A 25359-nucleotide genomic window follows, 5' to 3' on the forward strand; every position below is an offset into this window, starting at 1 on the left:
CGAGCATGCTGGGAAGGACGGGGGGACTCGGGCCGGTTGCCGCCGCGGCGTCGCGCTTATACGGTCCGCCGCCGGCCGGAAACAACGGCGCGGCAAGGAGGGGTCCAATGCGCGGGCGAACGATGCTCGACGATGCGGCGGGCGTGGCCGGGGGAGCGGTGTCGCTCCTTGTCGGCCTGCGGCGGGAGATGGAGGCGATGGCGCGCGCGGCGGCGGAGGCGGTGATCCGTCGCCTCGATCTCGTCACCCGCGAGGAGTTCGAGGTGGTGCGTGAGATGGCGCAGCGGGCGCGCGAGGAGAACGAGCGGCTGGCGGCCCGCGTCGCCGCCCTCGAGGGCCATGCGCCGCCGCCGCGGGACGAGGTGGAGGGCACCGCCCCCTGAGCCCCGCCGCGTGACGGCCGCGTGAAGTCTCATCGCCGGTGGAAGCACTTTCTTGCGCCGACGCGAGTCGGGTCCGTAGCCTAAGGGTGGTGGTGCGCGGCGGGGCGTTCCCCAACATCTCGCCGCTGCGACGCCGCCTCGCCCCCTCAGGACAGGGAGCCCAAGGCCATGGCCGACCGTCTCGCCCTGCGCGACCCGGATGTCACCCCGAACCCGCTCGACCTCCTCGAACAGATCGTCGCCGCCAACGACTGGACCTTCGACCGCCGCGGCGAGGACGCGATGGCGGTCGAGGTGCCCGGCAAGTGGTGCGACTACACGCTTTATTTCTCGTGGTGCGAGGAGATCAGCGCGCTGCATTTTTTCTGCGCCTTCGAGCTGAAGGTGCCGCCACCGCGGCGCGCGGCGGTGCATGAGCTGCTCGCGCTCGCCAACGAGAAGCTCTGGTTCGGGCATTTCGGCGTGTGGTCGGAGGAAAATACCCCCGTGTTCCGGCACTCGGTGCTGCTGCGCGGGGCGGGCGGGCTCTCCGTCGAGGCGCTCGAGGACATGGTCGACATCGCGGTAACGGAGTGCGAGCGCTTCTACCCGGCCTTCCAATACGTGCTGTGGGGCGGCAAGTCGCCCGCCGAGGCGCTCTCTGCCGCGATGCTGGAGTGTGCCGGCGAGGCCTGAGCGGGAGAGCCTCGGCGTGACGGCAAAGGACCGCCCGATCCTCCTCGTCGGCTGCGGCAAGATGGGCGGGGCCATGCGCGCCGGGTGGCTGGAGGCCGGGCGTGCGGTCGTGGTGGTCGAGCCGGGGCCCCACGCTCCCGACGGTGCCGTGTCATCCCCCGAGGCGCTTCCGCCGGACCTGGCGCCAGCCGCCGTGGTGTTTGCGGTCAAGCCGCAGGATGCCGCGAAGGTTTTGCCGGCCTATGCCCGGTTCGCGGGCGCAGCCGTGTTCCTCTCCATCATGGCCGGGCGAACCATCGCCGGCATGCGCGCGCTCCTCGGCGAGCGGGCGGCGGTGGTGCGGGCCATGCCGAACCTGCCGGCCTCGATCCGGCGCGGTGTGACCGTCGCCTGCGCCGGGCCCGGCGTGGGCGAGGCCGAGCGCGCGCTGAGCGACGCGCTCCTTCGTGCCATCGGGACCGTCGGCTGGGTCGAGGAGGAGGGGCTGATGGATGCGGTGACCGCGGTGTCCGGCTCAGGCCCGGCTTACGTCTTCCTGCTCGCCGAACTGATGGAGGCCGCTGGCCGCGCGCAAGGCCTGCCGCCCGATCTCGCCCGGCTGCTGGCGCGCGAGACGGTCGCCGGGGCTGGCGCGCTGCTCGCCGCCTCGAGCGAGGATGCCGCCGATCTGCGCCGTGCCGTGACCAGCCCGGGCGGCACGACGGCGGCCGCGCTTGCGGTGCTGATGGCCGAGGACGCCTGGCCGAAAGCGGTGGCTGAGGCGATCGCCGCCGCCGCCCGGCGTTCCCGCGAACTGGCAGGCTGAGCTGGCCGGGGCTATGTGAGCGGCATGGACGCGATCGACGCTTTCGACCGGGACGTCACCGCCGCGCTGATGCGGGTCGCCGCCCGCGAGGGCTGGACGAACACCACGCTCGCCGAGGTCGCGCGCGAGGCCGGAACCACGCTCGCCGCCCTTCGGCCACGCTTCCGCGATCGGGCCGACGTGCTCGACCGCTTCGGCATGGTGATCGACGCCACCGTGCTCGCCGGCACCCCGCCGCTCAACGAGGCGGACACGGTGAAGGACCGTCTGTTCGACATCCTGATGCGCCGGTTCGACGCCCTCGCCCCGCACCGGGCGGGCGTGCTCGAGGTGTGGCGGGCGATGCGGCGCGATCCCCTCTTCGCCGCCGCCCGCGTGCCGCCGACCATCCTGTCGATGCGGTGGATGCTGGAAGCGGCCGGCGTGCCCTCGTCAGGGCCGACGGGGCTCCTCCGCGCGCACGCGCTGTTCGCGGTCTGGCTCGCCGCCTTCCGCGCCTGGGAGACGGACGAGACGCCCGACATGGCGCCGACCATGGCCGCGCTCGACAAGGGGCTGACGCGGGCCGAGAGCCTGGCCGAGACGGTGGAGCCTTGGCTCGGCGGACGCGCCTTCTCCCCACCGCCGCCGCCCGAGACGCCGCGGGCCCCGCTGGGTGCCGCCTCGGAACCCTCCGGCGTCTAGACCTTCGAAGCGCGCCGTCCGTTTCGTTGTTGCGCTGCACAAGAACGTTTGACGGCGGCGGCGGCGCCCGCTAGACGCGCCGCGGCAGCCGGTGCCCTTCCCATGCTCGGCCCGGCCCGCCCACCCGATCCGCCAGCGAGGAGCCCGCGCCGATGACCAAGAAGCCAGAGAGCCTGTTCGACATGGACTTCACCAAGATCATGGCCGAGTTCAAGCTGCCTCAGGTCGACGTCGAAGCCCTGGTCGCCGCCCAGCGCAAGAACATCGAGAGCCTGTCCACCGCGAACCGCCTCGCCCTTGAGGGCATGCAGGCAGTGGCCAAGCGCAACATGGAGATCATGCAGGCGACACTCGCCGACCTGACGGAGGCGATGAAGGCGCTCGCCGCCGCCGAGGCCCCGCAGGCGAAGGCCGCCAAGCAGGCCGAGCTGATGAAGCAGACCTACGAGAAGGCCATGCAGCACATCCGTGAGCTGCAGGACATGATCCAGAAGATGTCCGGCGAGGCGATGAACGTGTTGAACAAGCGCATCGCCGAAGCACTCGACGAGGTGAAGGCGATGATGGAGAAGGCGAAGGCCTGAGCGGCGCCTGCCCCTCCCGTCGGTCGGCAAGGGCGCCCGCGGGCGCCCTTCCTGTTTGCGGGTTCAGGCGGGAAGCCTGATCCGCGCCCTCAGGCCTCCTTGGGGACTGTCCTCGAGCAGGATCTCGCCGCCATGCGCGCGCACGATGTCGCGCGCGATGGTGAGCCCGAGCCCCGTGTGCCCTGGGCCCGCGCTGTCGCCGAGGCGGACGAACGGTCGGAATGCCTCCTCCCGCCGTTCGGGCGGGATGCCCGGCCCGTCATCGTCGATGGTGATTTCCACCGCCTCGCCGCCCGGTCGCGCCACCCGCCGCGCCGCCAGCCACACCTTCTTGGCGTGACGACGCGCGTTGTCGATCAGGTTGGTCAGGCACCGGCGCATGGAGTCCGGCCGAAGCAGCAGCACGATCGGCGCCCCGCCCTCCCCCTCCACCTCGACCACGGCGCCCGAGGCACGGGCCTTCGCCGCCGCCTCGCCGAGCAGGGCGACGATGTCGGTCGGCTGCGCCTGCTCCGCCGCCTCGCCGCGGGCGAAGGCGAGGTAGCCCTCGATCATCCGCTCCATCTCGGCGACGTCCTCCTCCAGGGCGGCGATCTCCTCCGCCTCCTCCGGGTTGCGGCGTGCGAGCACCGCGAGAGCAAGCCGCATCCGCGTGAGCGGCGTGCGGAGATCATGACTCACCCCGGCCAGCATCTCGGTGCGCTGGGCGAGGAAACGGCGGATGCGCTCCTGCATCCGGTTGAAGGCGGCCGCCGCCTGGCGAATCTCGGTCGCACCCTCCGGCTTGATCGGGCCCGGATCCGCCCCCTTGCCGAAGGCTTCCGCCGCCGCCGCCAGCCGCCGCACGGGCTTGACTTGGTTGCGCATGAAGAGCGCGGCGATCGCGAACAGGATCAGCGCCGAACCGATCAGCCACAGCACGAACACGGTGACCGTTCCGGTGAAGAGCCGTTTCGCCGGCGCCTCGACGTGCAGAACCCCGTCCGGCAACTGCACCTGGATCTGCACCTCGCGATCGGTCCGGCTCGACCAGTCGATGCGAAACGGCAGGCCGAGCCGCTCGGCCAGCGCCGTGCGCAGCTCCGCCTCCGTCGGTCCCTCCAGCACGTCGGGTGGAGAGGCGGGCAGCGTCTCGCCCGGGGCGAAGCGGATGGCGAGATCGGTGCGGGCGAGGAATTGCCGTGTGAGCCACTCGCGGTCGGCCTCCGTGGGGAAGCGCTCGAGCGTGGCGACGGCGAGTGCGACGTCGCCCGCCACCGCATGCGCAAGCCGCCGCGACACCACCTCCCAGTGCGTGCCGTAGAACATCTGCAGGGCGATCGCCTGCAGCACCACGAGGGGCGTGACGATGATGAGAACGCTGCGCCCGAACAGCGTCCGCGGCAGGAAGCGTTTCAGTGCCGTCACGAGGGCTTCAACACGTAGCCCCGCCCGCGCACCGTCTGCAGGAAGATCGGTTCGCGCGGATCGGGCTCGATCTTGCGGCGAAGCCGCGTCACCTGCACGTCGATCGCGCGCTCGCCGGCCTCCTCCTGGCCGAGCGCGGCAGCGAGGTCCTCGCGGGTGAGAATCTCGCCGGCGCGGCGGGCAAGCGCCGCGAGGAGAGCGGCTTCGCCGCCGGTGAGGCGGATCGTCTCCGCGCCGCGGGTCAGCGTGCCGCGGGCGGGATCGAACACCGCATCGCCGAGGATGACGGGGGCATCCGCGGCGGCGGCCGGGCGCGCGGCCCGGCGGCGCAGGATGGCGCGGATGCGCAACGCAAGCTCGCGCGGCTCGAAGGGCTTGGCGAGATAGTCCTCCGCCCCGTGCTCGAAGCCGGCAATGCGGTCCTCCGGCGCGCCGCGCGCGGTGAGCAGCACCACCGGAATGTCGTGCGTGCGGGCGACCCAGGCGGTGAGGTCGAAGCCGCTCTCGCCCGGCATCATCACGTCGAGCACGATGAGGTCGAAGGCGAGCCCCGAAAGCTTGGCCCGCGCCTCGGTGGCATCCGCCGCCACGGTCACGCGGAACCCCTCCCCCTGCAGGAAGCGGCGCAGGAGGTCGCGCAGCCGCGTGTCGTCATCCACCACCAGGATGTGCGGCGCATCGGGCGGCGGTGCGGCTTCGCGCATCGGCGGCGCCATGCCCCGCCCCCGGCCGTTCCCCTCAGGCGACCTTGCCGGCGACCGGTGCCCCGGCCGCGGCGACGCGCAGCCCGAGCCGCGCCCGCGCCTCGGGTCCGAGCAGACCGAGCATCACCTTGCGGAAGCCCTCCACCGCCGGCCCGCCCGCATCGCGGAAGGCGCGCGCGAGCAGCGCGCGCTGGCTTTCGAACAGGCGCCGCTCCAGCGCCTCGCCGGCCGGGGTGAGCGAGAGCAGCCGCTGGCGGCGATCCGACCGCCCGCGCGACTGCACCACATAGCCCCCCGCGATCAGCGGCTGCAGCACGCGCCCGAGCGACTGCTTGGTGATGCGTAGGATTCCGAGCAGCTCGGAGACCGTGATGCCGGGATGGCGGCCGACGAAGTAGAGGACCCGGTGATGCGCCCGCCCCATGTCGAGTTCGGCCAGGATGGCATCCGGGCCAGCCGTGAAGTCGCGATAGCCGTAAAACAGCAGTTCCATGGCGAGGCGGATCTCCTCCTCGCGCAGGTAGAGAAGCCCCGCCGTGCCCCGCCCGTCCATGCGGACTCGTCTCCTCTGGGTCCCGCGCGGGATTACGTCAGTATCGTTGACATATCAACCCACCCCGCCTAGCGTCGCGTGGCGTTGCGCGAAACGCACCCGGCACGCAACACTCTTGCGAGGACCCGCCTCCATGGCTCTCGTTCCCTATGACGATCGCGACGGGCTGATCTGGTACGACGGCGTGCTGCGGCCGTGGCGCGAGGTCAAGCTGCACGTGCTGAGCCACGGCCTGCATTACGCCTCAGCCGTGTTCGAGGGGGAGCGCGCCTACAACGGCCACGTCTTCAAGCTGCGCGAGCACAGCCAGCGCCTCGTCGACTCCGCCCGCCTGATGGACATGGCCCTGCCCTGGACGGTGGAGCAGATCGACGAGGCGACCAAGGCCACCCTCGCCGCCTCAGGGCTTTCGGACGCCTATGTCCGCCCGATCGCCTGGCGCGGATCGGAGATGATGGGGGTGTCGGGGCAGAAGAACACCATTCATCTCGCGATCGCGGTCTGGTCCTGGGGGGCCTATTTCGGCGACGACCGCATGAAGGGCATCAGGCTGACCACCGGGGAATGGCGCCGCCCCCATCCGCAGACGGCGCCGACGGCGGCGAAGGCGGCCGGGCTCTACATGATCGCCACCCTGAACAAGCACGCCGCCGAGGCGAAGGGGTACAACGACGCGCTGATGCTGGACTGGCGCGGCCAGATCGCGGAAGCCACGGGCGCCAACATCTTCCTCGTCATCGACGGCGAGCTGCACACACCGACCCCCGACTGCTTCCTCGACGGCATCACCCGCCGCACGGTGATGGCGCTCGCGCGCAAGCGGCAAATGAAGGTGGTGGAGCGCGCGATCTGGCCGGAGGAGCTCGCCAAGGCGACCGAGGTGTTCCTGACCGGCACCGCCGCCGAGGTGACGCCGGTGGCGGAGATCGACGGCCATCGCTTCACCCCGGGCCGGATCACCGAGACGCTGCTGCAGGACTATGAGCGGCTGGTGCGGCTGCCGCCCGAGGAGGTCGAGCGTCTCGCGGCCTGACCGGGGCGGCGTCTGCGCATCGCGGAACGCCGCCAGTGCCGTCCAGGCGAATCCGGAGTCCGGCGGCGGCGGGGCCGGTCCGGTGTGTTGCTGTCTGAGGAAGTGAGGCGTCGGCGGCGCCCGCGTTGTTGAGACGCCGCTGCCGTTGGCGCCCGTCGCCCGCTCTGCCACACACCCTACCGTGCCCGCCCTCCTCGTCGTCCTCGTCCTCACCCTCGCCCGCGTCCTCTGGCTCGGGCTCAACGAGCCCAACCTCTACGCCGACGAAGCGCAGTACTGGATCTGGGCGCAGACCATCGCCGGCGGCTACTACTCCAAGCCCCCCCTGATCGCCTGGACCATCGCCGGCTTCACCGCCCTCTGCGGCGAGACGGAGGGCTGCATCCGCCTCTTCTCCCCGCTCGCCCACGCGGCGACCGCACTGCTCCTTGCCGCCACCGCGAACCGGCTGTTCGATCGCCCAACCGGGTTCTGGACGGCGCTGCTCTACGCCACCCTGCCCGCCGTCTCCGTCTCCTCCGCCATCGCCTCGACGGACGCGCTGCTCCTGCCGGCTTGGGCGGCAGGGCTCTACGCCCTTGTGCGCCTGCGCGAGGCCCCCTCCCTCGCGTGGTGGGCGGTGGTCGGCCTCGCGGTGGGGGTGGGCATGCTCGCCAAGTACACGATGGCCGGGTTTTTGCTGTCCCTGGCCCTGTGGTGGCTCGTCGAGCGCGGGCCCAAACCGGCGTTGACAGGACCGGGGCCCTGGCTCGCGCTCGGCCTCGCCCTCCTCGTGCTGACGCCCAACCTCGTGTGGAACGCGCTGCACGGCTTCGCCACCATCCGCCATGTCGGCGAGAACACCAATCTCGCCCGCGGCGCCTCGTTCAACCTTGGCGAGGCGGCGGAGTTCTTCGGCGCGCAGTTCGGCGTGTTCGGCCCCCTCACCTTCGCGCTCCTGCTCTGGATCCTGTCCCGCCGCGACACTTGGCGCGAGGCGCGCACGCGCCTCCTTGCCCTGTTCGTCGTGCCCTTGGGCGCGCTGATCCTCGGCCAATCCTTCCTCTCGCGGGCGAACGCGAACTGGGCGGCGCCGATCTATGCAGCGGGCACGATCCTGGTCGCCGCCTGGGCGGTGGCGCGGGCCCGCACCCTGCTGCTGCGGGCTTCGGTCGCTTTGCACGTCGCGGCCGCCCTGGCGATTTTCGCCGGGCCCCCTGCCCTCGCCGCCGCGGGGGTGGACCTCCCTCGCCGCTTCGACCCCTGGATGCGCCAGCGCGGCTACGACGTGCTCGGCCAGGCGATTGCGCGCGAAGCCGCCCCCCATGCGGGCGCGCGGTTCCTGTTCGACCAGCGGCGCGACATGGCGAGCTTGACCTATTACATCCGGCCGCACCCGTTCGACGCGCGGATGTGGGAACCGGACGGCGTGGCGCGCAACACCTTCGAGCAGACGGCTCCACTCAGGCCCGAGGATCGCGGCCCCTTCCTGTACGTGACGCGCCGCGAGGATCCGACCGACGTGGTGTCCCGCTTCGACCGCGCGGAACGCCTCGCCCGCCTCGTCGTGCCCACCCACCGCGACGCCGCGCTGCGCTACACGCTGTGGCGCCTGGACGGTTTCCGGGGCTACCGCGACTGACGCGCGCCCTCGCCCCCTCTTGAAGGCTCGCGACGCATTTCCCACAGCATCAACCGGCTACGCCCCGTCCTTGGGTGCGCTCGCCTGCGGGCGGGGCGGACCGGAACAGAGGAGACGCACGCCATGATGGACTGGAGGAAAGCCCTGTTCGGCGGCCAGATCCTCGTCGGTCTGGCGCTCGCCGTCACCCCTTGGCTGTTCGGTTTCGTTGGCGAGACCGTGCCGGCCTGGACTGCCTGGGCCACCGGCGCGGTGATGGCCTTGAGCGGGGTCGCCGCCCTCGCCTGGTTCGCCTTCGCCGCCTCCTGGGTGGCGCTGGTGGCCGGCGTATGGTCGATCGTCGCCCCCTGGCTGCTCACCTTCTCCGCCCAGACGGCGGCGATGTGGAGCCATGTGGCGGCCGGCGCCCTGATGGCGATCTCCGCCGCCGCGGCGCTCTGGTACGAATACCAGCCGCGCAAGACGGCGCAGGCCTGAGCCTGAGCGATCCCGACCGGTGGAGCATGAAAACGCCCGCGTGGCCCACCTCCGCGGGCGTTCCGCGTCTTCGGCTCCTACTCCGCCGCTGCCCGCCGCGGCGTGAGCCAGCGTGCTGCGGCGGCGTCGTCCTCGGCCCGCGCCGCCACCCAGGCAGAACTCCCGTCGCGGAACTCCTCACGCTTCCAGAACGGCGCCTTGGTCTTCAGCCAGTCTATCAGGAAGGCGCAAGCGTCGAGTGCGGCCTGACGATGCGCCGAGGCCGTCGCCACCAGCACGATCGGGTCACCCGGCATCAGTCTGCCCACGCGGTGGATCACCGTGCAGCCGAGGAGCGGCCAGCGCGTCTCGGCCTCGGCCGCGATCGCGCCGAGCGCCCGTTCCGTCATCCCCGGATAATGCTCCAGCGTCATCGCCACGATCGGCCGCCCGCCCGCGGTGTCGCGCACCACGCCGAGGAACAGGCCGATCCCGCCGATATCCGTCCGGCCCGCGGTCAGACGCGCGATCTCCGCCGCGGTGTCGAACGGCGCCTCCTGCACGACGATCCGCGCCATGGCCCTTCCTCCGTTCAACCGCCGGTCACCGGCGGGAAGAATGCGACCTCATCGCCCGGCGCGATGGGCGTCTCGGGCCCGGCGAAATCCTGATTGACGGCGCAGCGCACGGTCGCGAGGTCGGCGAAGGCTGCGGCGTGCCCCGGCGAACGGGCGGAAAGCCAAGCGATCAGGTCAGCGACCGTGCGCACGCCGGCGGGCGGCTCGACCTCCTCCGCCGCTGTTCCGGCCTTCTCGCGAAGCCACGCGAAATAAAGGATTTTCATCGCGGCGCCGGCACGGTGCGGATGCGCCCGTCCGCCCCCATCAGGGTCATCGTGCCGCCGTCCTGCAGGGTGGTGCCGCTGCCGGCCGGGCCGCCGAAGGTGCCGATGCGTCCCGTTCCGCCCGTCGTCACCGTGCCCGGCTCGGTGCCGGGGATCGCCTGGCCGCGGCGGACCACCGACGGGGGCGCGAGCTCGCGCGGCGGCACGCGCGCCTGCAGCTCGGCCGGGTCCTGACCGGTGATGGTTTCGGTGCCGGGCCGGGTGGAGGAGCCACGCGGGGCGCGCTCGCGCCGCTCGCGCGCGGCACGCTCCTCCTCCGTCTCGAACAGCGGACGCCGTTCCAACGTCATGCGCGGCCAGGCGACGGCCGGGTCGGCAACCAGGGGGCTCACCCCGTCATCGGCGCCGACGAGACGGCGCCCGGTGTAGCTGTCAGGCGGGACGGAGGGGCGAGACGAGGCGCCGAATCCGCCAAACCCCTCACCGGAGCCGGCGAAGCCAGCACACCCGGCCAGCAGCGACCCACCCACCAACAGGGCCATCAGCCCCACGCCGCGCATGACACGTCCCTCTCTCCGCCCCATTCCGATCTGCGCGTTTGCGGCCGGTGGCGCAAGCCTACTCCGCCGCCGGCGCACTGCGCACGTGCTTCAGCCCCGCCGCCAGATAGTCCCAGCCGGTGATCAGGGTCAGGGCGGCCGCCACCAGCAGCAGCCCCTCGCCGGCAAGCTGCACCGGCAACCATCCCAAGCCGAGCAGCGCCGCCGAAGCATCGCCCGCCAGCAGCATGCCCAAGGCGGTCATCTGCACCCCGGTCTTCCACTTGGCGAGCCGCGTGACGGGCAGCCCATGCGCGAGCCCGGCCAGATACTCGCGCAGGCCAGAGACCAGGATCTCGCGCGAGAGGATGACGACGGCGGCGATCAGCCCAAGATCGGACAGCCGCCCCAACCCGGCGAGCAGGACGAGGGTCGCCCCGACCAGCAGCTTGTCGGCGATCGGGTCGAGCATGCGGCCGAATTCGGAGGTCTGCTGGCGGCTGCGCGCCAAGTGGCCGTCGAGCCAGTCCGTGACCGCGGCGAGCACGAACACCACGCAGGCGGCAAGATCGCCGGCGGGGAGGCGGAGCAGGCCGAACAGCACGATCAGCGGGATCGCGGCGATGCGCGAGAGGGTGAGCAGGTTGGGCAGATCGCTCGGCACGGGCTCCTCGGGCTCAGCCGCGTGCGCCGAGTGTATCCGGCGCCGCACCGGGATGGAAATGCTCATAGATCCGCCGCGCCAGCGCCTTGTCGATGCCGGGGCAGGCCTCGAGCGCGGCGAGCCCCGCCTGGGCCACGCCGCGCACCGAGCCGAAGTGGTTGAGCAGAGCCCGCCGCCGCGCCGGTCCAACCCCCTCGATAGCGTCGAGGCCCGAACGGCCGAGCGCCCTCTGCCGGCCTGCGCGGTGGGCGGCGATGGCGAAGCGATGCGCCTCGTCCCGCAGGCGCTGCAGGTAATAGAGCACCGGGTCGCGCGGCGGCAGCTGGAGCGGCTCTCGCCCCTCCTGGAAGAACCGTTCCCGCCCGGCGTCGCGATCGGGGCCCTTGGCGATGGCGACGAGGGGCAGGTCGTCGATGCCGAGCTCCTCGAGGACGGCCCGGGCGGCGGAGAGCTGACCGGCACCGCCGTCGATCAGCACCAGATCGGGCCATACCCCCGCCTCGCGCGCGGGGTTCTCGCGCAGGGCCCGGCCGAAGCGGCGGGTGAACACCTCGCGCAGCATGGCGAAATCGTCGCCCGGCGCGACGGGGCCCTTGATCGCGAACTTGCGGTATTGCGCCTTCACGAAGCCTTGCGGGCCGGCGACGATCATCACGCCGTAGGGCTCGCGCCCCATGGTGTGGGAGTTGTCGTAGACCTCGATCCGCTCCGGCGGGGCGGGCAGGCCGAACACGCGGGCCACCCCCTCGAGCAGGGCCGCCTGGGCGGTGCTCTCGGCGAGCCTGCGCTCGAGCGCCTCGCGGGCGTTGCTGAGCGCGTGTTCGACCACCGCACGTTTCGATCCCCGCTGTGGCACGGTGATCTCCACCTTGCGCCCCGCCCGCAGGGAGAGGGCCTCGGCAATGAGATCCAGTTCCGGGATCGGGTGCGAGAGCAGGATCAGCCGCGGCGGCGGCTTGTCGTCGTAGAACTGGCCGAGAAAGGCGGCGAGCACCGCCCCCTCGTCATCGCCCTTGGCGTGGGCCGGGAAATGGGCGCGGTTGCCGTTGTTGCGCCCGCCGCGGACGAAGAACACCTGCACGCAGGACTGCCCGCCGGCGGTGTGGCAGGCGATGACGTCGGCATCGCCCAGGTCCGCTGGGTTGACCACGTCGGTGGACTGGACATGGGTGAGGCCGCGGATGCGGTCGCGGATCACCGCCGCCCGTTCGAAGTCGAGGGCCTCGGCCGCGGCCTCCATCTCGCGCGCGAGTTCCGCCTGCAGCGCAGTGGTATCGCCCTCGAGGAAGCGTCGCGCCTGGGCGACCAGGGCGGCGTAGGCCGCCTGATCGATCCGCCCCACGCAGGGTGCGGCGCAGCGCTTGATCTGATGCAACAGGCACGGTCGGGTGCGGTTGGCGAATACCGTGTCGCTGCAGGTGCGCAGGAGGAAGGCGCGCTGCAGGGCGGTGATCGCCTGGTTCACCGCCCAGGCCGAGGCATAGGGGCCGTAATAGTGCCCCTTTCGGCTCTGGCTGCCGCGGTGCTTGGTGAGCTGCGGGAACGGGTGGTCGGCGGTGAGCAGCAGCCAGGGGTAGGACTTGTCGTCGCGCAGGACGATGTTGAAGCGCGGCTTCAGCCGCTTGATCAGGTTGCTCTCGAGAAGGAGCGCCTCGGCCTCGGTGTGGGTGGTGACCACTTCGACCGCGACGGTTTCGTTCACCATCCGCCGCAGGCGTTCGGGAAGACGCGCCGGCTGGGTGTAGGCAGCAACGCGTTTGCGTAGGCTCTTCGCCTTGCCGACGTAGAGCGCGTTCCCCCCCGCATCGAGCATGCGATAGACGCCCGGGGCGAGCGGCAGGGTGGGCAGGGCGGCCTCGATGGCCGCCGCGCCGACAAGTCGCGTGTGCTGACCCTCGGTTCTCTCGCTCAAGGGTGGCTGCCCGTCATCTCGTCACTACTCGGAGGCCCGGTGTCACGATCCACGAAGCCTGTGGATAACCCTGGGGGCATTTCCGTGCCGCGGCGCCGAAATCGGCCTCTAAGCGTGATCTGACGAGTTTGCCCAAGTTTTCGGCATCTAACGTCAAACCTTTGTTTTTGAACGAACTCGCCGTGCGGCCACGAAACAAAAACCTCGCCTCGGCTGTCAAGTCCTTGACAGTTTCGGATGCACGCGTGCGCCCTTGCAGCGGTGGACAACCGTCGCGACCCCACAACCGAGATTTGCACCGACCGCATGGCCGGCGCCGAGCCATGTCACTCTTCGGGTGTCGCGCCGGACGGAGCCGCCCACTGCAGATGTTGCCCACCATCGAGCGCGATCATCTGGCCGGTCATCGACGGCAGGGCAAGGATGGCGAGCACGGCGCGGGCCACCTCCTCGGGCGAGGTCGGTCGCGCGAGCGGCACCGAGGCGGCCTGGCGGGCAAACTGCTCGGCGGTCTGGCGGGGGCTCGGCAGGGCCGGGCCCGGCCCGATGCCGTTGACCCGGATGCGCGGCGCAAGCGCGAGCGCAAGCGATTGCGTCAGCGCCCACAGCCCGGCCTTGCTCAGCGTGTAGGAGACGAAGTGCGGGGTGAGACTCCACACGCGCTGATCGAGGAGGTTGATCACCACCCCTTCCCGGTCGGCCGGCAGGGCGCGCGCCATCGCCTGGGTCAGCACGAACGGAGCGCGCAAGTTGGGCTCCAGATGACGGTCCCAACTGGCGCGAGTCACGTCGTGCCACTCGTCGCGTTCGAACACCGAGGCGTTGTTGACCAGAACGCCGATCGGCCCGATCGCGTCGCGGGCCGCATCGGCGAGGCGTACCACCTCCTCCTCGCGCGCGAGGTCGGCGGCGAGCGCCACCGCCCGACGGCCGTGGCCGGCGATGGCACGCACCACCTCGGAGGCATCGGCGGCGGAGGTATGGAAATGCACCGCAACGTCGAAGCCCGCCTCGGCGAGCGCGAGCACGATGGCGCGCCCGAGGCGCTTCGCCCCGCCGGTGACCAGGGCGGTACGCGGGATGGTGGGGAGGATGGCGTCGGCGAGCCTCATGCGCCGGGAAAATGAGCCACGAAGACGGACTGCCAAGGCAGAGCCGCGTGCGGTTCGCGGGGGGCCGGCATGCGCCCCTCACCCGACTGCGCGTTTACGCCGCCGCCGCGACCGGGCATGAAACGCCCATGCGCCTGGTTCCGCTCGCGCTGGCTGCCGCCCTCGCCCTGCCCGCCCTCGCCGTCGAGGCGCAGGAACGGAGCGTGCGCATCGTCAACCGCACAGGCGAAACCGCGATCGGTCTCACCGTGGACGGCGGACGCAACCTGATCGCCGGCCGCACCCTCGGCGCGGGCGGCTCGGTGGTGCTGCCTGTGCCGCCGGGTTGCCGGGCCGATCTTCGCCTCGTGCTCGCTTCGGGTGCGGTGCTCGACTGGCGCGGGGTCGATCTCTGCGCCGCGCCGGAGGTGTTCTTCACCCGCGGCGCTCCCGGCCGCCCCGCCGAGGTGACCGGCCCCGGCCGCACGCCGGAGGTCGCTGCGCCCGCCGTGTCGGAGGCGAGCTTGGTCGCCGCCGCCCAACGTACGCTGGCCGCGCTCGGTTATGATCCGGGCCCGGCGGATGGCGTCGCCGGCCCGCGCACGCGCCAAGCGCTCGCCGCCTTCCAGCGCGATCAGGGCCTGCCGCCGACGGGGATCCTGGATGGCCCCACCCTTGCCGCCCTGCGCCTGGCCGAGGCGCCCTCGCGACCGCCGTTGCCGAACGTCGCCGGCAAACCGCCCGCGGGGACGGACCGGCCGCAGCCGATCCCCGGCGACAGCGCTGCTTCCCCCCGCCCGCCGATACCCGCGCAAGCGCCGCAGCGCCGCGCCGCCACCGGCACCGGGTTCATCGTCGCCGAAGGCCGGGTGCTGACCAACGAGCACGTCACCCAGGGCTGCGCCCGCATGGTCGGCGTGCTGCCGGGCGGGCGTCGGGTCGACCTCGCGATCACGGCACGCGACGCCTCGCGCGACCTCGCCCTGCTCGCCGGCCCTCGTGACCTCGGGCCCGCCCTCGCTTTCCGCTCCACCCCGCCACGCCGCGGCGACGAGGTGGTGACCTACGGCTTCCCGCTGGTCGGGATCCTCGGCACCAGCCCGAGCCTGACCACCGGCGAGGTGTCGGCGCTCGCCGGGCTGAGGGGCGATCCGAACATGCTGATCACCTCGGCCCCGGTGCAGTCCGGCAATTCGGGCGGCCCGCTGCTCGATCGCGGCGGGCACGTGGTCGGGGTGGTGGTGGCGAAGCTCGCCGCGCTTCGGGTGGCCGAACGCACCGGAGGCGACCTGCCGCAGAACGTCAATTTCGCGATCCAAGGCCCTGTTGCCGTTGAATTCCTCCGTCGCAACGGCGTCACGCCCCGCCTTGCCGTAACAGCCCAGACGCTGCCGCCCGCCGAAGTCGGCGAGATCGCGCACCCCTCCACCTTGCTCCTCGAGTGCTGGCGCTGACAGGCCTTCGCCACCCGGTCGCTGACCGCCCCTCCTCAGCCGTAGCGCAAGAGCCGCGCGCCGTTGGCGGCAAGCCAAGCCTTCGCGGCGTCGGTGTGCGGGGTGAGGGCGCGCACCACGGCCCAGAAGCGCGGCGAGTGGTTCATCTCGACGAGATGCGCCACCTCGTGCGCCACCACGTAGTCGAGCACCCAAGGGGGTGCGAGCACGAGCCGCCAGGAGAAGGCGAGCGTGCCGTCGGGCGCGCAGGAGGCCCAGCGCGTGCGCGGGTCCTTGATCGCGATGCGTTTCACGGTTCGCCCAACCCGCGCGGCGTGATCGAGCGCGCGGGGGGTGATCTCCCGCCGCGCCTCCGCCCGCAACCAGTCCGCCACGCGGCGGGCGAGAAAAGCCCGCTCGCCCGCGACCCGGATCTCGCCGTCCTCGCGCCAAACGCCGCCGAACCCTTCGGGCTGATGCCGGATCGGGTGCGGCACGCCGAGGATCGGCACCATAGCCCCCTCCTCGAACAGAACGCGCGGGGCGAGCGCGCCGAGCCGATCCGCCACCCAACGGCTGTGCGCTTGCAACAGCGCCATGCCCTGCCGGCGCCCCGCGCGCGGCGGCAGGGTGACGACGACCGCCCCCCGCGCAGGGTCGATGCGCAAGGTCACGCGTCGGGCGCGCGCGCTGCGCCGCCACACCACGGGGGCAGGCCCATGCGGCAGGGAAAGGAGTTCGCGCTCGGCGACCGGGGAGTCGGCCATGGCAAGGGAGGATGGCGGGACGCGCGGGGGGCTTCAATCACATGGCTGCGCGCGGGCTCCGCCCCCTTGCCGGCCCGGCGGCCCACCCCCTACCCCTCCGCCCATGCGCGACCCGAACACGCCGCTTGAGGTCCTGCCGGATGACCGGGCGGAGGATCGCGCCCGGCTCGCCCGCTGGCGGCTCTATGCGGGGGCGGCAATGGCGGCGACCCTTGCCGCCACGGTCGGTCTCTACGCGGTCGAACCCCCGCGGCCGTGGTGGATCGACCTCGCCCACGCCGCCGCCAAGGCGGGCTTCGTCGGCGCGGTCGCCGACTGGTTCGCGGTCAACGCCCTCTTCCGCTACCCCTTCGGCCGCTGGACCGGCATCGGCGGGCTGATCCCCCGCGAGAAGCAGAGACTCGCCGGCGGCATGGGCCGCTTCGTCGCCCGCCAGTTCTTCACCCCGGATGCGATCCGGAAGGCGGTGGAGGGGGTGGACGTCGCCTCTGCCATGGCGCGCTGGCTCTCCGACCCCGCCTCAGCGCGGCGGGCGGCGACCGCGCTCGCCCCCTTCGTGCCGCGACTGATCGAGAGTATCGCCGACGGGCGGGCACGCGCGACCCTGCAGCAGCTGCTGCCCCGCGTGGTCGAGGGACCGGGCACGGGGCGGCTGCTCGGGCGGCTGTTGCGCACGCTGCTCGACGGCAACGAGCACCAGAAGGTGTTCGGCTTCGCCCTTGCCCGCACCAAGGAGGCCCTCGCCCGCAACGAGAAGAGGCTGAAGGCGGCGATCGAGGCCCGCGTGCGGGAGGAAGGCGGCCAGGTGGTGGGCATCGTCGCCGGGGCGTGGATCGCGCGCCGCATTCTCGCCGCGATCAATGCCGAACTGGCGCGGATCGAGCCCGACGACTCCGACCTTCGCGCCGCCTTCGATGCCTGGATCGAGCACGAGGTGCGCCGTCTCGAACGCGATCCGTCTCGTGCGGCCGGCATCGCCGAGGCGCTGAGCAACGTCTTCGGCCACCCTTCGGTGGTGGCTTGGCTCGAGGACTCCTTGCTTCGTCTCTCCCAGATGGCGCGGTTCGACATCGAGCATGAGGAGAGCCGGATCGTCGACGCGCTCGCCGGATTCATCGCCAATCTCGGCGCCACGCTCAACGCCGACGAGAGTGCCCGGCACGGGCTCAATCGGTTGATCGAGGAGATCGTCGCAGGCCTCGCACCCGCGGCGCAGGCGCGCATCGAGGGCTTCGTCGCCGCCAAGGTCGCTGGCTGGTCGGACCAGGACCTGGTGGAGCGCATCGAGCTGAAGGTGGGGCGCGAGCTGCAGATGATCCGACTCAACGGCACCATCCTGGGCGCCGCGGTCGGAGCGATGCTGTACGCGGTCCTCTCCGCCCTGTTCGGCCGCGTGCCGGTGTGACACGGGTCACACCGCCAAGTTCCCCAGCCTGCCAGGCTGAAGTGGACGGTGCTACGCGCCTCGAGGACGCCTCGAGGACCAAGACACGGCGACGGAGGGGGGTGTCATGGTTACGCACATCGTCGATTCGGACGGCCTCTATTTGCGGGGCTCCCCCGCAAGGCTTGAGGACAACGCGATCACGCTCCTGCCGCAGGGACACGGCGTTCGCTTTCTAGAAGCGACCGAGGCGCCCGGATGGTGGCGCGTGTCGACCGAGGTGGCGGGACAGCCGCTCGAAGGCTTTGTCACCGCTGAGTTCCTCAAAGCAGTCGCATCGGGCGCCCAGGCGATGAGCGGTCGGGTTCCGCCAGAGGTTCACCTCCCTCACAGCCCCGGCGTTGAGGTCACTCGCAGGAATGAGCGGCGTGCCCATCCGCTGAACGAGGTGAGCATGCCGAGGCGGCGTGTCGGCACGACGGATCCCGCGGGGGATTTGACCCGTATCATCGAGTGGCTTGACGTTGAAAACGACGCCCATCTGCGCTGGAAGCCCATCCCCAACGGAGCAACATTCTGCAATATCTACGCCTACGACGTCTGTTATCTTGCAGGTGCCTATCTGCCTCGTGTCTGGTGGAAGCCAAGTGCATTACAGCAAATTTCAAACGGGAGTGTTCCTCGGGTCGAATACAATCAAACGGTTTCAGAATTACGGGCGAATGGTCTTTTCGACTGGTTGAATGCATATGGGAAGGACTATGGTTGGCAGCGCGTCTTCGAGACTGGGGTCCTGCAGGACGCGGCGAACCAAGGGCGAATCGCTGTCATCTGCGCACAGGCGAGAGGAAACGCGCCGGGTCACATCAGCCTTGTCGTTCCTGAAACGCCGGAACGCTCAGCGGTTCGGAAAGGCCGAAGCGAGCTCAGCCCGCTGCAATCGCAAGCGGGTCGCCGAAACCTCCGCTACTTCACGGATGTCTGGTGGAAAAGCGCCGCTTTCCTTGAGTTCGGGTTTTGGATCGGCCCCTGACTGGGCCGAAGGCTCAAACCGCGCCGACGGGGCGAAGCTCGTCGAGCCGTGCGAACAGCTCCGCGCGGGGGAGCTGGGTGTAGTCCTTCGCCACCTCCTCGCGCACCTTCTGGGCGAGCGAAGAGGGCATCACGGCGCGCAGTTCGCCGAGGAACTTCGGGGGGGCGACCAGCACCACCGCCTCCGCCTCGCCGGACGCAACCGCTGCCTCGAGATCAGCCACCAGATCGCGGGCGAAGTCCTTTTTCGCCGCCTCCTTCGGTGTCTCGCGCGGTTCCATCGCACTGCGCTGCGGGCCGAGGCTGTCGAAGGCACGGCCGGGCTTGTCCTCACCGAGTTCGGCGTCGCGACGGTGCGCATCGGGGTTCTCCCAGGTCCGCACGGTGTCGTAGCCCGTCTCGCCGCGGCGCTTGATGAGCGCCTCGGCACGGGCGGCATCGGCGATCACGAACCAAGTCGGGCGAGCAGGCATTCGGCCCTCCAGACGCTTGCGGATGATTGGCGATCATACCCCGCCTGGGAGCGGGGGAAACCCCCGGGCGGTCAGCGGCCGCGCGCGGCGCGCCACTTCATGCCGAGCCAGGCGATCAGCCCGGCACCGATGGCCACGGGGACCGCGATCAGAGCGACGGTGGCGGCGAAGGCGAGCATGAGCGCCAAGAGGCCAATCACGCCGGCGACCACCGCGATGGAGATCACGCTGCGCATCAGGCTCGAGCCGGGCGGCGTGGCGGGGCCGGACCGCGAATTCGGCTCGGCGGGGAGGATCTCGACCGCCCAGACCGTCTCGTGGTCGTGGTCCTGGTCCGTTTGGCGCTGGCGTCGCATGCTCAGGAGATCGCGACGCGAGGGGGCGGTTTCAAGCGAAAAGACGGGTGGCGGGGGGATGAGCCCCACTGCTGGTCCGGTTTTTTGATCGCGCCCCGTTTTCGCCGGCTCAGAGCGGAACGTCGATGCCGCGGAGCCGGGCGGCGATGAAGGTGGCGTAGGGGTCGGTCATGCCGGCGGTGGCATCGATGGCGGAGCGCAGGATCTCCTCGCGCGGCCAGGCGGGGTCGGGGCGGTAGTCGCCGAAGATCGCCAAGGCCTGGCGGTAGCGCCGAGGCAGTTTCTCGGCGTCGCGCGTTTCGGCGAAGGCGAGCGCGGCGGGGAAAAGGAGATCGAGCACGGTGTCGATGATCTCGTCGGCGGCCAACTCGAAGCCGACCTTGCGGTCGTGACCGTAGACGCGGGTCTCGTTGGTGCGGCGGGCGGCGTGGAAGGCCTCACCCAGCGTCGCGTCGAGCGCGGCGAGATCATCGAGCAGGGCCCCCCCGCGATAGGGCTCTCCGGCGAGGATCTCGTCGATGCGGGCGGCGAAGAGTTCGGCCGCGGCGTCGATCAGTCGTCCGATCGCCTGGCCGCGCAGGGAGGCGACAGAGCCGTCGCGCCGGCCGGCGATCGGCCCGACGAGTTCGACGAACTCGCGGGCGGAAACGATGCCGAGATCGACCGCGTCCTCGAGGTCGGCGATGGTGTAGGCGATGTCGTCGGCAGCCTCCATCAGCCACGTCGCCGGGTGGCGGGGCGCGAGGGCGGGGTCGTCGAGCCCGTAGAGATGGCGGACGACGTCGGCGAAGGCCTGGGCTTCGGTGGCGAAGACGCAGAACTTGGTGCCCCGGCGAGAGCGCTCATCGAGTGCCCCCCAGGGGTATTTCAGCATCGCCCCCAGCGTGGCGTAGGTGAGGCGGAGGCCCCGGTCCATCCGGTGCATGTCGATCTTGGTGACGATGCGGAAGCCCTGCGCGTTGCCGTCGAAATGGGCGAGGTCGGCGGGGGCGTCGTTGACGCGGTGTTCGGGGATCAGGCGGGCGAGCGCGGCGGCGATCGCCTCCTCGCCGGCGTGGCCGAAGGTGGGGTTGCCGATGTCGTGCACCATGCACGCGGCGCGTACCACCGCCCCCACCTCCTGCGGCGTGATGCCGGCGGGTTCGAGCAGGTGTTCGATGCGCCCGGCGGCGAGCACGCCGAGCGAGCGGCCGACCGAGGCGACCTCGAGGGTGTGCACGAGGCGGTTGCGCACATGGCTGTCGTGCGGGAGGGGATGCACCTGCGTCTTCGCCTGCAGGCGTCGGAAGGGCCGGGCGTAGGTGATGCGGTCCTGGTCGCGCTGGAAGGCGTCGCGGTGCGGCTCATCGCGCGGGGCGGTTTCGCCGAAGCGCACGCGGGAGAAGGCGCGGGCGAGGTCGAGCATGGCGGGCAGGGTGTGGCGGAGGCGGGCAGCGCGGGCAAGGCCGACCCCGAGCTGTCGGCAGAATGCCGTCATCTGCGGCCTGGCGCCGTGGGCCTCCTTCTCCTTGTCTCCTTGTGGAGTGAGGGAAAGGACGGGCTGGGCATGATCCTCCTCCTCTCCTCGACGCATCGTGCGGACGACCGGCGGCTTGCCTGGCTCGAGGCGGTGAGCCTTGCCGAGGCGGGGCTGGAGGTGGTTCATGTCTGCGTCGCCGGCGGGACACCGCCGCCGAGGGTGGCGAGCCTTGCCCTGCGCCGGGCCCCGGGGGCGCTGCGGCGGCTTTTGTTCCTCGTGCCGATCGGCCTCGTCGCGGCGCGGCAGCGGCCCCAGGTGGTGCAGGCGGGCCATCGCGCTGCTCCTCAAGGCTCTCCTCCGCTGCCGCGTGGTGTTCGACGCACACGAGGATTACCTCGACGTGCGTCGTCTTGCCGCCGTACCGCGACCGCTGCGTCGGCTCGCCGCGCGGGCTTTGGAGCTCATCTTCCGCGCCTTCGCCCGCGTCTCGGACGGAATCCTCGGCATTTCGGCCGCGCGGGCGGCGGTGTTTCCGCTGCCGCGGCGTGCGCCGCCCGTCGTAATCGTGCGCACACGGTGCGGCGGGCCGAGACCCTCGCACTGCCGCGAGCCGATGCGGCCGCACTCGTCGCGGACATCGGCTGCGGGGTCGCGGTCGACGCCGAGCGCGATGGCGCCCTCGGGGGCGCGATGACGGATCTCTTCTTTCGCCCGCTCCATCGGCTGGTGATGGGCGAGCTCGCGCGGCGGGCGTGTCTCGGGGCGCTGGCGTGGGAGGAGGATGCGGCGGTCCTGGTGGCTTTGCACCGCGCGCTCGCCGATTCGCCTGGGGCGATGGGATAGGGGGTCGCGGGGGAAAGGGCCCATCGGCCCTTTCCCCCGAAGTTTCCTCCTCGATCCCAGGGATCGCGGCGGCCTTCCCTACTCCGCCGCCTGCGCCGCCGCGGCCGCGGCACCGCGACCGCGGGCGATGTCGAGGAACACCTCCTCCAGGTCCTCCCGCCCGTAGCGCGCGATCAGCTCAGCCGGCGCGCCCTGATCGACCACGCGCCCGCGCTTCAGCATCAGCACCCGGTGGCACATCCGTTCCACCTCCGCCATGTTGTGCGAAGCAAGCACAATGGCGGCCCCCGTTTCGGCGCGATAGCGTTCGAGCCAGCTGCGCATGCGATCGGCGGTGTCGGGGTCGAGCGAAGCGGTCGGTTCGTCGAGCAGCAGCACCTCGGGGGCGTTGATCAGTGCCTTGGCAAGGGCGGCGCGCGTCTTCTGCCCGGCGGAGAGCTCGCCGCCCGGCCGATCCAGCAGGCCCGCGAGATCGAGTTCCTCCGCCAGCCGTTCGATCCGCGCCTCGAGCCTCGGCACCCCGTAGAGATGACCATAGACGCGCAGGTTCTCGCGCACGGTGAGACGGTGGGGAAGCGCAACGTAAGGCGAGGAGAAGTTCATGCGTGCGAGCGCGGCGAAGCGGTCGGTCGCCATGTCGTGGCCGAGCACCTCGATCCGCCCGGCATCGGGGATCAGCAGGCCGAGCAGCATGGCGATGGTGGTGGTCTTGCCCGCACCGTTGCCGCCCAAGAGGCCCAGGGTCTCGCCGCGGCGGAGGGTGAAGGAGAGGTCCGCCACCGCGAGCACTTCGCCGTAGCGCTTGGTCAGGCCCTCGGCCCTGATGGCGATGTCCATGCCCCGCAGCATCGGAGCCCTACGGCCCGGCGCAAGGCCCCCTTCGGCCGGCGCCTACCCGGCGGGGTTTCACCGCTCTCCCCCCGCTGATATGGTCCGCCGCCTTCGCAACCCCTCGTCGCCGAGACCACGATGCTGATTTCCCCGGCCTATGCGCAGAGTGCGGACCCCACGGGGGGGCTGATGTCCCTCCTGCCGCTCGTCCTGATCTTCGTCGTCTTCTACTTCATCCTGATCCGCCCACAGCAGAAGAAGGCGAAGGAGCATCGGGAGATGCTGGCAGCGCTGAAGAAGGGCGACCGCGTGGTCACCGGTGGCGGGGTGATCGCGACCGTGGTGCGCGTGGCACCCGACAGCGATGAGGTGATCCTGGAGATCGCCAAGAACCCGCAGGTGCGGGTGACCGTGGTGAAGAACACGATCAGTTCCGTGTTGCGCGAGGAAGGCGAGGCGGCGGCGAAGGACGCGAAGCCGGCGGCGCCGTCGAAGGAGCAGCCAGAGCCCGCGCCCGCCAACGACGCGGGCCGGGAGCGCTAAGCCCCGCCCCGTCCGCGCCGTGCGCGTGGAACGGACGGAGGAAGGTGCGGCGCCGGCCCGCCTGCCCGAGGGGCTCCGCGTTTACGCCATCGGCGACGTGCATGGTTGTGCGGATCGCCTTGCCCGTCTGCTCGACCTGATCGCCGAGGACGCGGCAGCGGCGCCACAGGCGGAACGCCGCATCGTCTTCCTCGGCGACTACGTCGATCGCGGCCCCGACAGCCGGGGGGCGATCGAGCGGGTGCTGGCCCCCCTCCCCTTCGCCGCCGAGACGGTGCCGCTGATGGGCAACCACGAGGCGATGATGCTGGCCGCCCTCGAACGGCCGAACGAGGAGACGGTCTCGCTCTGGCTCGCCAACGGGGCGGCGGCGACGCTCGCCTCCTACGGCGTGGATGATACGCTGCCGGCCGCGCGCTGGGCCGACCGGGTGGGCGAGCCGCATGTCGGCTTCCTGCGTCGGCTCGCGCGATGCCACAGGGCAGGAGGATATCTTTTCGCGCATGCCGGCATCCGGCCCGGCGTGCCGCTCGAGGCGCAGGATGAGGAGGATCTGCTCTGGATCCGCGAGCCGTTCCTGTCGTCACCGGACGACCATGGTGCGGTGATCGTCCACGGTCATACGCCGACGCGCGAGCCCGTGGTGCGGCCGAACCGCATCGGCATCGACACCGGCGCGGTCTACGGCGGCAAGCTCACGGCCCTCGTGCTGTGGGCGGATCGTATGCGCTTCCTTCATGTCTGACCTGCGACCTTGCCGGTCCGAAACGCTGCCGCTAATCGAACTGTCATGAACGAGCCCGACCAGCCCGACCTCGCCTCCGCCGTCCGCAGCCTGAGGCGAGGGTCGGTGCTGGTGGTCGGTGACGCGATGCTCGACCGCTACGTGTACGGCACGGTCGAGCGGGTGAGCCCGGAGGCGCCGATCCCCGTCGTCACGGTCGAGCGTGAGGTGGCGATGCCGGGAGGGGCCGGGAACGTCGTTCGCAACATCACGGCGTTGGGCGGTTCTGCGGCTTTCCTCACGGTGGTCGGCGACGACGAGGCGGGGGCCGATCTCACCGCCCTGATCGGCGGCCAGCCAAACGTCGAGCCCTGGCTGCTCGTTCAGGGCGGGCGGCTGACCACGGTGAAGACGCGCTACATCGCCGCCGGGCAGCAGCTGCTGCGGGCGGATCGCGAGACGGTCGAGCCCATCCACCCGAAACTGGCCGATCGCCTGATCAGCATCGCAGCGGATGCCATGGCGGCCTGTCGGGTGGTGGTGATCAGCGACTACCAGAAGGGCGTGGTGGCGAACGATACGGCCGCACGGCTGATCGCGGCGGCGCAGGAGCGGCGCCGGCTGGTGGTGGTGGATCCGAAGGGGCGCGACTACGGGCGCTACGCCGGAGCCGACCTGGTGACGCCGAATCGGCGCGAACTCGCCGAGGGCACGGGCCTGCCGACCGAGACCGCCGAGCAGGTGGTGGATGCCGCCCGGGCCTTGATGCGCGCGCACGGCATCCGGGCCGTGCTGTGCACCCGTTCGGAGGACGGGATGACACTGGTCGAAGGCCCCGAAGGCGCCTTCGTCAGCCATTTCGCGGCCGAGGCGAAAGAGGTCTATGACGTCTCCGGAGCCGGTGACACGGTGGTGGCGACCGTCGCGCTCGGCCTCGCCGCCGGACTGAAGCTCGCGGTGGCGGCGCGGCTTGCCAACATCGCGGCCGGCATCGTGGTCGGCAAGATCGGCACTGCGGTCGCGCGCGAGGCGGAACTCCTGGAGGCGATCGCCCCGGCCACGGGGGCGCTGCGCAAGGTGGTGTCGCGCGAGGCGGCGGCCGAGCAGGTGGAACGCTGGCGGCGCAAGGGCTGGCGCATCGGCTTCACCAACGGCTGCTTCGATCTGCTGCATCCGGGCCATGTCCATCTGCTCGAGCAGGCGCGCGCCGCCTGCGATCGGCTGGTGGTGGGGCTCAATTCGGACGCGTCCGTTCGCCGTCTGAAAGGGCCAGGCCGGCCAGTTCAGCAGGAGGCCGCCCGCGCCGCGGTGCTCGCCTCGCTCGCCGATGTCGACCTCGTCACGATCTTCGAGGAGGACACCCCCATCGAGCTCATTCGGCTGTTGCGGCCCGACGTGCTGGTGAAGGGGGCGGATTACACGCTTGACCAAGTGGTGGGGGCCGATCTCGTCCGGTCCTGGGGCGGCCGGGTGCTACTTGCAGAGCTTCTGCCGGGCAACTCGACCACGGCGACCATCGCGCGGCTCAGGGGGTGAGGGCCGGCCGCAACCGCGGGCGG

General features: G+C 71.3%; 29 protein-coding genes. 15 read left to right on the forward strand and 14 right to left on the reverse strand.

Annotated features, from left to right (window positions below; all coding sequences use genetic code 11):
* Positions 1–107 precede the first annotated feature (107 nt).
* The 5 genes from DWB05_RS14155 (at position 108) to DWB05_RS14175 (ending at position 3131) form a co-directional block, all read left to right on the forward strand.
* Positions 108–383: an accessory factor UbiK family protein gene (locus tag DWB05_RS14155; protein WP_114377857.1), complete on the forward strand. Its 276-nt coding sequence runs from the start codon at positions 108–110 to the stop codon at positions 381–383.
* A gap of 168 nt (positions 384–551) precedes the next feature.
* Entirely contained in the window at positions 552–1058 is a 507-nt protein-coding gene (locus DWB05_RS14160; RefSeq protein ID WP_114377858.1) for a type III secretion system chaperone family protein, read from the forward strand.
* Positions 1059–1074: 16 nt separating this feature from the next.
* Positions 1075–1863 (forward strand): pyrroline-5-carboxylate reductase, encoded by a 789-nt coding sequence (gene proC, locus DWB05_RS14165; protein ID WP_456298235.1) that lies wholly within the window; start codon positions 1075–1077, stop codon positions 1861–1863.
* A 24-nt stretch (positions 1864–1887) separates the two neighbouring features.
* Positions 1888–2547 carry a TetR family transcriptional regulator gene (locus DWB05_RS14170; RefSeq protein WP_114377859.1) on the forward strand — a complete coding sequence of 220 codons (660 nt, stop codon included), beginning with the start codon at positions 1888–1890 and terminating at the stop codon, positions 2545–2547.
* Positions 2548–2699: 152 nt separating this feature from the next.
* Entirely contained in the window at positions 2700–3131 is a 432-nt protein-coding gene (locus tag DWB05_RS14175) for a phasin family protein (protein ID WP_114377860.1), read from the forward strand.
* Positions 3132–3194: 63 nt separating this feature from the next.
* Here DWB05_RS14175 and DWB05_RS14180 read toward each other — a convergent pair whose 3' ends face one another.
* Genes DWB05_RS14180 through DWB05_RS14190 form a run of 3 tightly spaced genes read right to left on the reverse strand, consistent with a single transcriptional unit; the run spans position 3195 to position 5795 of the window.
* Complete coding sequence (locus tag DWB05_RS14180) at positions 3195–4538, reverse strand: ATP-binding protein (RefSeq protein ID WP_232818559.1); 1344 nt, start codon at positions 4536–4538, stop codon at positions 3195–3197.
* Positions 4535–5254 (reverse strand): response regulator, encoded by a 720-nt coding sequence (locus DWB05_RS14185; protein WP_232818560.1) that lies wholly within the window; start codon positions 5252–5254, stop codon positions 4535–4537. Before DWB05_RS14185 ends, DWB05_RS14180 begins: the two co-directional genes overlap by 4 nt.
* A 22-nt stretch (positions 5255–5276) precedes the next feature.
* Positions 5277–5795: a MarR family winged helix-turn-helix transcriptional regulator gene (locus tag DWB05_RS14190; protein WP_114377861.1), complete on the reverse strand. Its 519-nt coding sequence runs from the start codon at positions 5793–5795 to the stop codon at positions 5277–5279.
* A 133-nt stretch (positions 5796–5928) separates the two neighbouring features.
* Here DWB05_RS14190 and DWB05_RS14195 point away from each other — a divergent pair, with 133 nt between their 5' ends.
* The 3 genes from DWB05_RS14195 (at position 5929) to DWB05_RS14205 (ending at position 8926) form a co-directional block, all read left to right on the forward strand.
* Positions 5929–6828, forward strand: coding sequence for a branched-chain amino acid aminotransferase (locus DWB05_RS14195; protein WP_114377862.1), 900 nt, complete (start codon positions 5929–5931; stop codon positions 6826–6828).
* Positions 6829–7009: 181 nt separating this feature from the next.
* Positions 7010–8449 carry an ArnT family glycosyltransferase gene (locus DWB05_RS14200; protein WP_157967218.1) on the forward strand — a complete coding sequence of 480 codons (1440 nt, stop codon included), beginning with the start codon at positions 7010–7012 and terminating at the stop codon, positions 8447–8449.
* Positions 8450–8575: 126 nt separating this feature from the next.
* Entirely contained in the window at positions 8576–8926 is a 351-nt protein-coding gene (locus tag DWB05_RS14205; RefSeq protein ID WP_198669189.1) for an SPW repeat protein, read from the forward strand.
* Positions 8927–9003: 77 nt separating this feature from the next.
* Here the strand turns inward: DWB05_RS14205 and DWB05_RS14210 are convergent, their stop codons facing one another.
* From DWB05_RS14210 to DWB05_RS14235, 6 genes are all read right to left on the reverse strand, one after another.
* A complete protein-coding gene (locus DWB05_RS14210) occupies positions 9004–9483 on the reverse strand; it encodes a molybdenum cofactor biosynthesis protein MoaE (protein ID WP_114377865.1) in 480 nt (159 codons plus the stop codon).
* Positions 9484–9497: 14 nt separating this feature from the next.
* On the reverse strand, positions 9498–9749 hold the full coding sequence (moaD, locus tag DWB05_RS14215; RefSeq protein WP_114377866.1) for a molybdopterin converting factor subunit 1: 252 nt from the start codon (positions 9747–9749) through the stop codon (positions 9498–9500).
* Complete coding sequence (locus DWB05_RS14220) at positions 9746–10309, reverse strand: hypothetical protein (RefSeq protein ID WP_114377867.1); 564 nt, start codon at positions 10307–10309, stop codon at positions 9746–9748. The genes moaD and DWB05_RS14220 overlap by 4 nt, the downstream gene beginning before the upstream one ends.
* Before the next feature lie 58 nt (positions 10310–10367).
* Entirely contained in the window at positions 10368–10952 is a 585-nt protein-coding gene (gene pgsA / locus DWB05_RS14225; RefSeq protein ID WP_114377868.1) for a CDP-diacylglycerol--glycerol-3-phosphate 3-phosphatidyltransferase, read from the reverse strand.
* 13 nt (positions 10953–10965) lie between these two features.
* Positions 10966–12864 carry an excinuclease ABC subunit UvrC gene (gene uvrC / locus DWB05_RS14230; RefSeq protein ID WP_114377869.1) on the reverse strand — a complete coding sequence of 633 codons (1899 nt, stop codon included), beginning with the start codon at positions 12862–12864 and terminating at the stop codon, positions 10966–10968.
* Positions 12865–13190: 326 nt separating this feature from the next.
* Complete coding sequence (locus tag DWB05_RS14235; protein WP_114377870.1) at positions 13191–13976, reverse strand: SDR family oxidoreductase; 786 nt, start codon at positions 13974–13976, stop codon at positions 13191–13193.
* A gap of 128 nt (positions 13977–14104) precedes the next feature.
* On the opposite strand from DWB05_RS14235, the gene DWB05_RS14240 reads away from it, so the two are divergent.
* Positions 14105–15409, forward strand: a complete 1305-nt coding sequence (locus DWB05_RS14240) for a trypsin-like peptidase domain-containing protein (protein WP_198669190.1) — start codon at positions 14105–14107, stop codon at positions 15407–15409.
* Positions 15410–15444: 35 nt separating this feature from the next.
* On the opposite strand, the gene DWB05_RS14245 is transcribed toward DWB05_RS14240, so the two are convergent.
* Positions 15445–16155 (reverse strand): M48 family metallopeptidase, encoded by a 711-nt coding sequence (locus DWB05_RS14245; RefSeq protein WP_198669191.1) that lies wholly within the window; start codon positions 16153–16155, stop codon positions 15445–15447.
* Positions 16156–16258: 103 nt separating this feature from the next.
* On the opposite strand from DWB05_RS14245, the gene DWB05_RS14250 reads away from it, so the two are divergent.
* Both DWB05_RS14250 and DWB05_RS14750 read left to right on the forward strand, forming a co-directional pair.
* Positions 16259–17560, forward strand: a complete 1302-nt coding sequence (locus DWB05_RS14250) for a DUF445 domain-containing protein (protein ID WP_157967219.1) — start codon at positions 16259–16261, stop codon at positions 17558–17560.
* A gap of 106 nt (positions 17561–17666) precedes the next feature.
* A complete protein-coding gene (locus tag DWB05_RS14750) occupies positions 17667–18572 on the forward strand; it encodes a hypothetical protein (protein WP_157967220.1) in 906 nt (301 codons plus the stop codon).
* A gap of 13 nt (positions 18573–18585) precedes the next feature.
* Here DWB05_RS14750 and DWB05_RS14255 read toward each other — a convergent pair whose 3' ends face one another.
* From DWB05_RS14255 to dgt, 3 genes are all read right to left on the reverse strand, one after another.
* Positions 18586–19044 (reverse strand): host attachment protein, encoded by a 459-nt coding sequence (locus tag DWB05_RS14255; protein ID WP_114377873.1) that lies wholly within the window; start codon positions 19042–19044, stop codon positions 18586–18588.
* A gap of 71 nt (positions 19045–19115) precedes the next feature.
* Positions 19116–19400, reverse strand: a complete 285-nt coding sequence (locus DWB05_RS14260) for a hypothetical protein (RefSeq protein ID WP_157967221.1) — start codon at positions 19398–19400, stop codon at positions 19116–19118.
* Positions 19401–19509: 109 nt separating this feature from the next.
* Positions 19510–21045 carry a dGTP triphosphohydrolase gene (dgt, locus tag DWB05_RS14265; protein WP_232818561.1) on the reverse strand — a complete coding sequence of 512 codons (1536 nt, stop codon included), beginning with the start codon at positions 21043–21045 and terminating at the stop codon, positions 19510–19512.
* Positions 21046–21435: 390 nt separating this feature from the next.
* Here dgt and DWB05_RS14270 point away from each other — a divergent pair, with 390 nt between their 5' ends.
* The gene (locus DWB05_RS14270) at positions 21436–21702 is read left to right on the forward strand and encodes a hypothetical protein (RefSeq protein WP_114377875.1); all 267 of its coding nucleotides are present in this window, start codon (positions 21436–21438) and stop codon (positions 21700–21702) included.
* A 78-nt stretch (positions 21703–21780) separates the two neighbouring features.
* Here the strand turns inward: DWB05_RS14270 and DWB05_RS14275 are convergent, their stop codons facing one another.
* Positions 21781–22539, reverse strand: coding sequence for an ABC transporter ATP-binding protein (locus DWB05_RS14275; RefSeq protein ID WP_114377933.1), 759 nt, complete (start codon positions 22537–22539; stop codon positions 21781–21783).
* Between the two features lie 132 nt (positions 22540–22671).
* Between DWB05_RS14275 and yajC the strand changes: the two genes are divergently transcribed.
* Genes yajC through rfaE1 form a run of 3 tightly spaced genes read left to right on the forward strand, consistent with a single transcriptional unit; the run spans position 22672 to position 25336 of the window.
* Positions 22672–23076 (forward strand): preprotein translocase subunit YajC, encoded by a 405-nt coding sequence (yajC, locus tag DWB05_RS14280; protein ID WP_114377876.1) that lies wholly within the window; start codon positions 22672–22674, stop codon positions 23074–23076.
* Positions 23077–23101: 25 nt separating this feature from the next.
* Positions 23102–23821, forward strand: coding sequence for a metallophosphoesterase family protein (locus tag DWB05_RS14285; protein WP_114377934.1), 720 nt, complete (start codon positions 23102–23104; stop codon positions 23819–23821).
* 45 nt (positions 23822–23866) lie between these two features.
* Positions 23867–25336: a D-glycero-beta-D-manno-heptose-7-phosphate kinase gene (gene rfaE1, locus DWB05_RS14290; protein ID WP_114377877.1), complete on the forward strand. Its 1470-nt coding sequence runs from the start codon at positions 23867–23869 to the stop codon at positions 25334–25336.
* Positions 25337–25359 lie beyond the last annotated feature (23 nt).

The sequence above is a fragment of the Elioraea thermophila (ex Habib et al. 2022) genome (assembly GCF_003336755.1).
GTDB lineage: Bacteria > Pseudomonadota > Alphaproteobacteria > Acetobacterales > Acetobacteraceae > Elioraea > Elioraea thermophila.

Excerpts from the sequence above, each read along its gene's own strand:
- DWB05_RS14155 (WP_114377857.1), top strand. The coding sequence starts at position 108 with ATGCGCGGGCGAACGATGCTCGACGATGCGGCGGGCGTGGCCGGGGGA.
- DWB05_RS14160 (WP_114377858.1), top strand. The coding sequence starts at position 552 with ATGGCCGACCGTCTCGCCCTGCGCGACCCGGATGTCACCCCGAACCCG.
- DWB05_RS14170 (WP_114377859.1), top strand. The coding sequence starts at position 1,888 with ATGGACGCGATCGACGCTTTCGACCGGGACGTCACCGCCGCGCTGATG.
- DWB05_RS14175 (WP_114377860.1), top strand. The coding sequence starts at position 2,700 with ATGACCAAGAAGCCAGAGAGCCTGTTCGACATGGACTTCACCAAGATC.
- DWB05_RS14185 (WP_232818560.1), bottom strand. The coding sequence starts at position 5,254 with ATGGCGCCGCCGATGCGCGAAGCCGCACCGCCGCCCGATGCGCCGCAC.
- DWB05_RS14190 (WP_114377861.1), bottom strand. The coding sequence starts at position 5,795 with ATGGACGGGCGGGGCACGGCGGGGCTTCTCTACCTGCGCGAGGAGGAG.
- DWB05_RS14195 (WP_114377862.1), top strand. The coding sequence starts at position 5,929 with ATGGCTCTCGTTCCCTATGACGATCGCGACGGGCTGATCTGGTACGAC.
- DWB05_RS14205 (WP_198669189.1), top strand. The coding sequence starts at position 8,576 with ATGGACTGGAGGAAAGCCCTGTTCGGCGGCCAGATCCTCGTCGGTCTG.
- DWB05_RS14210 (WP_114377865.1), bottom strand. The coding sequence starts at position 9,483 with ATGGCGCGGATCGTCGTGCAGGAGGCGCCGTTCGACACCGCGGCGGAG.
- moaD (WP_114377866.1), bottom strand. The coding sequence starts at position 9,749 with ATGAAAATCCTTTATTTCGCGTGGCTTCGCGAGAAGGCCGGAACAGCG.
- DWB05_RS14220 (WP_114377867.1), bottom strand. The coding sequence starts at position 10,309 with ATGCGCGGCGTGGGGCTGATGGCCCTGTTGGTGGGTGGGTCGCTGCTG.
- DWB05_RS14235 (WP_114377870.1), bottom strand. The coding sequence starts at position 13,976 with ATGAGGCTCGCCGACGCCATCCTCCCCACCATCCCGCGTACCGCCCTG.
- DWB05_RS14240 (WP_198669190.1), top strand. The coding sequence starts at position 14,105 with ATGCGCCTGGTTCCGCTCGCGCTGGCTGCCGCCCTCGCCCTGCCCGCC.
- DWB05_RS14245 (WP_198669191.1), bottom strand. The coding sequence starts at position 16,155 with ATGGCCGACTCCCCGGTCGCCGAGCGCGAACTCCTTTCCCTGCCGCAT.
- DWB05_RS14250 (WP_157967219.1), top strand. The coding sequence starts at position 16,259 with ATGCGCGACCCGAACACGCCGCTTGAGGTCCTGCCGGATGACCGGGCG.
- DWB05_RS14750 (WP_157967220.1), top strand. The coding sequence starts at position 17,667 with ATGGTTACGCACATCGTCGATTCGGACGGCCTCTATTTGCGGGGCTCC.
- DWB05_RS14255 (WP_114377873.1), bottom strand. The coding sequence starts at position 19,044 with ATGCCTGCTCGCCCGACTTGGTTCGTGATCGCCGATGCCGCCCGTGCC.
- DWB05_RS14260 (WP_157967221.1), bottom strand. The coding sequence starts at position 19,400 with ATGCGACGCCAGCGCCAAACGGACCAGGACCACGACCACGAGACGGTC.
- dgt (WP_232818561.1), bottom strand. The coding sequence starts at position 21,045 with ATGAACCACCTCCAGCCCCGCCTCGGCAAGGCTCACCGCCTCGAGCCA.
- DWB05_RS14275 (WP_114377933.1), bottom strand. The coding sequence starts at position 22,539 with ATGGACATCGCCATCAGGGCCGAGGGCCTGACCAAGCGCTACGGCGAA.
- yajC (WP_114377876.1), top strand. The coding sequence starts at position 22,672 with ATGCTGATTTCCCCGGCCTATGCGCAGAGTGCGGACCCCACGGGGGGG.
- rfaE1 (WP_114377877.1), top strand. The coding sequence starts at position 23,867 with ATGAACGAGCCCGACCAGCCCGACCTCGCCTCCGCCGTCCGCAGCCTG.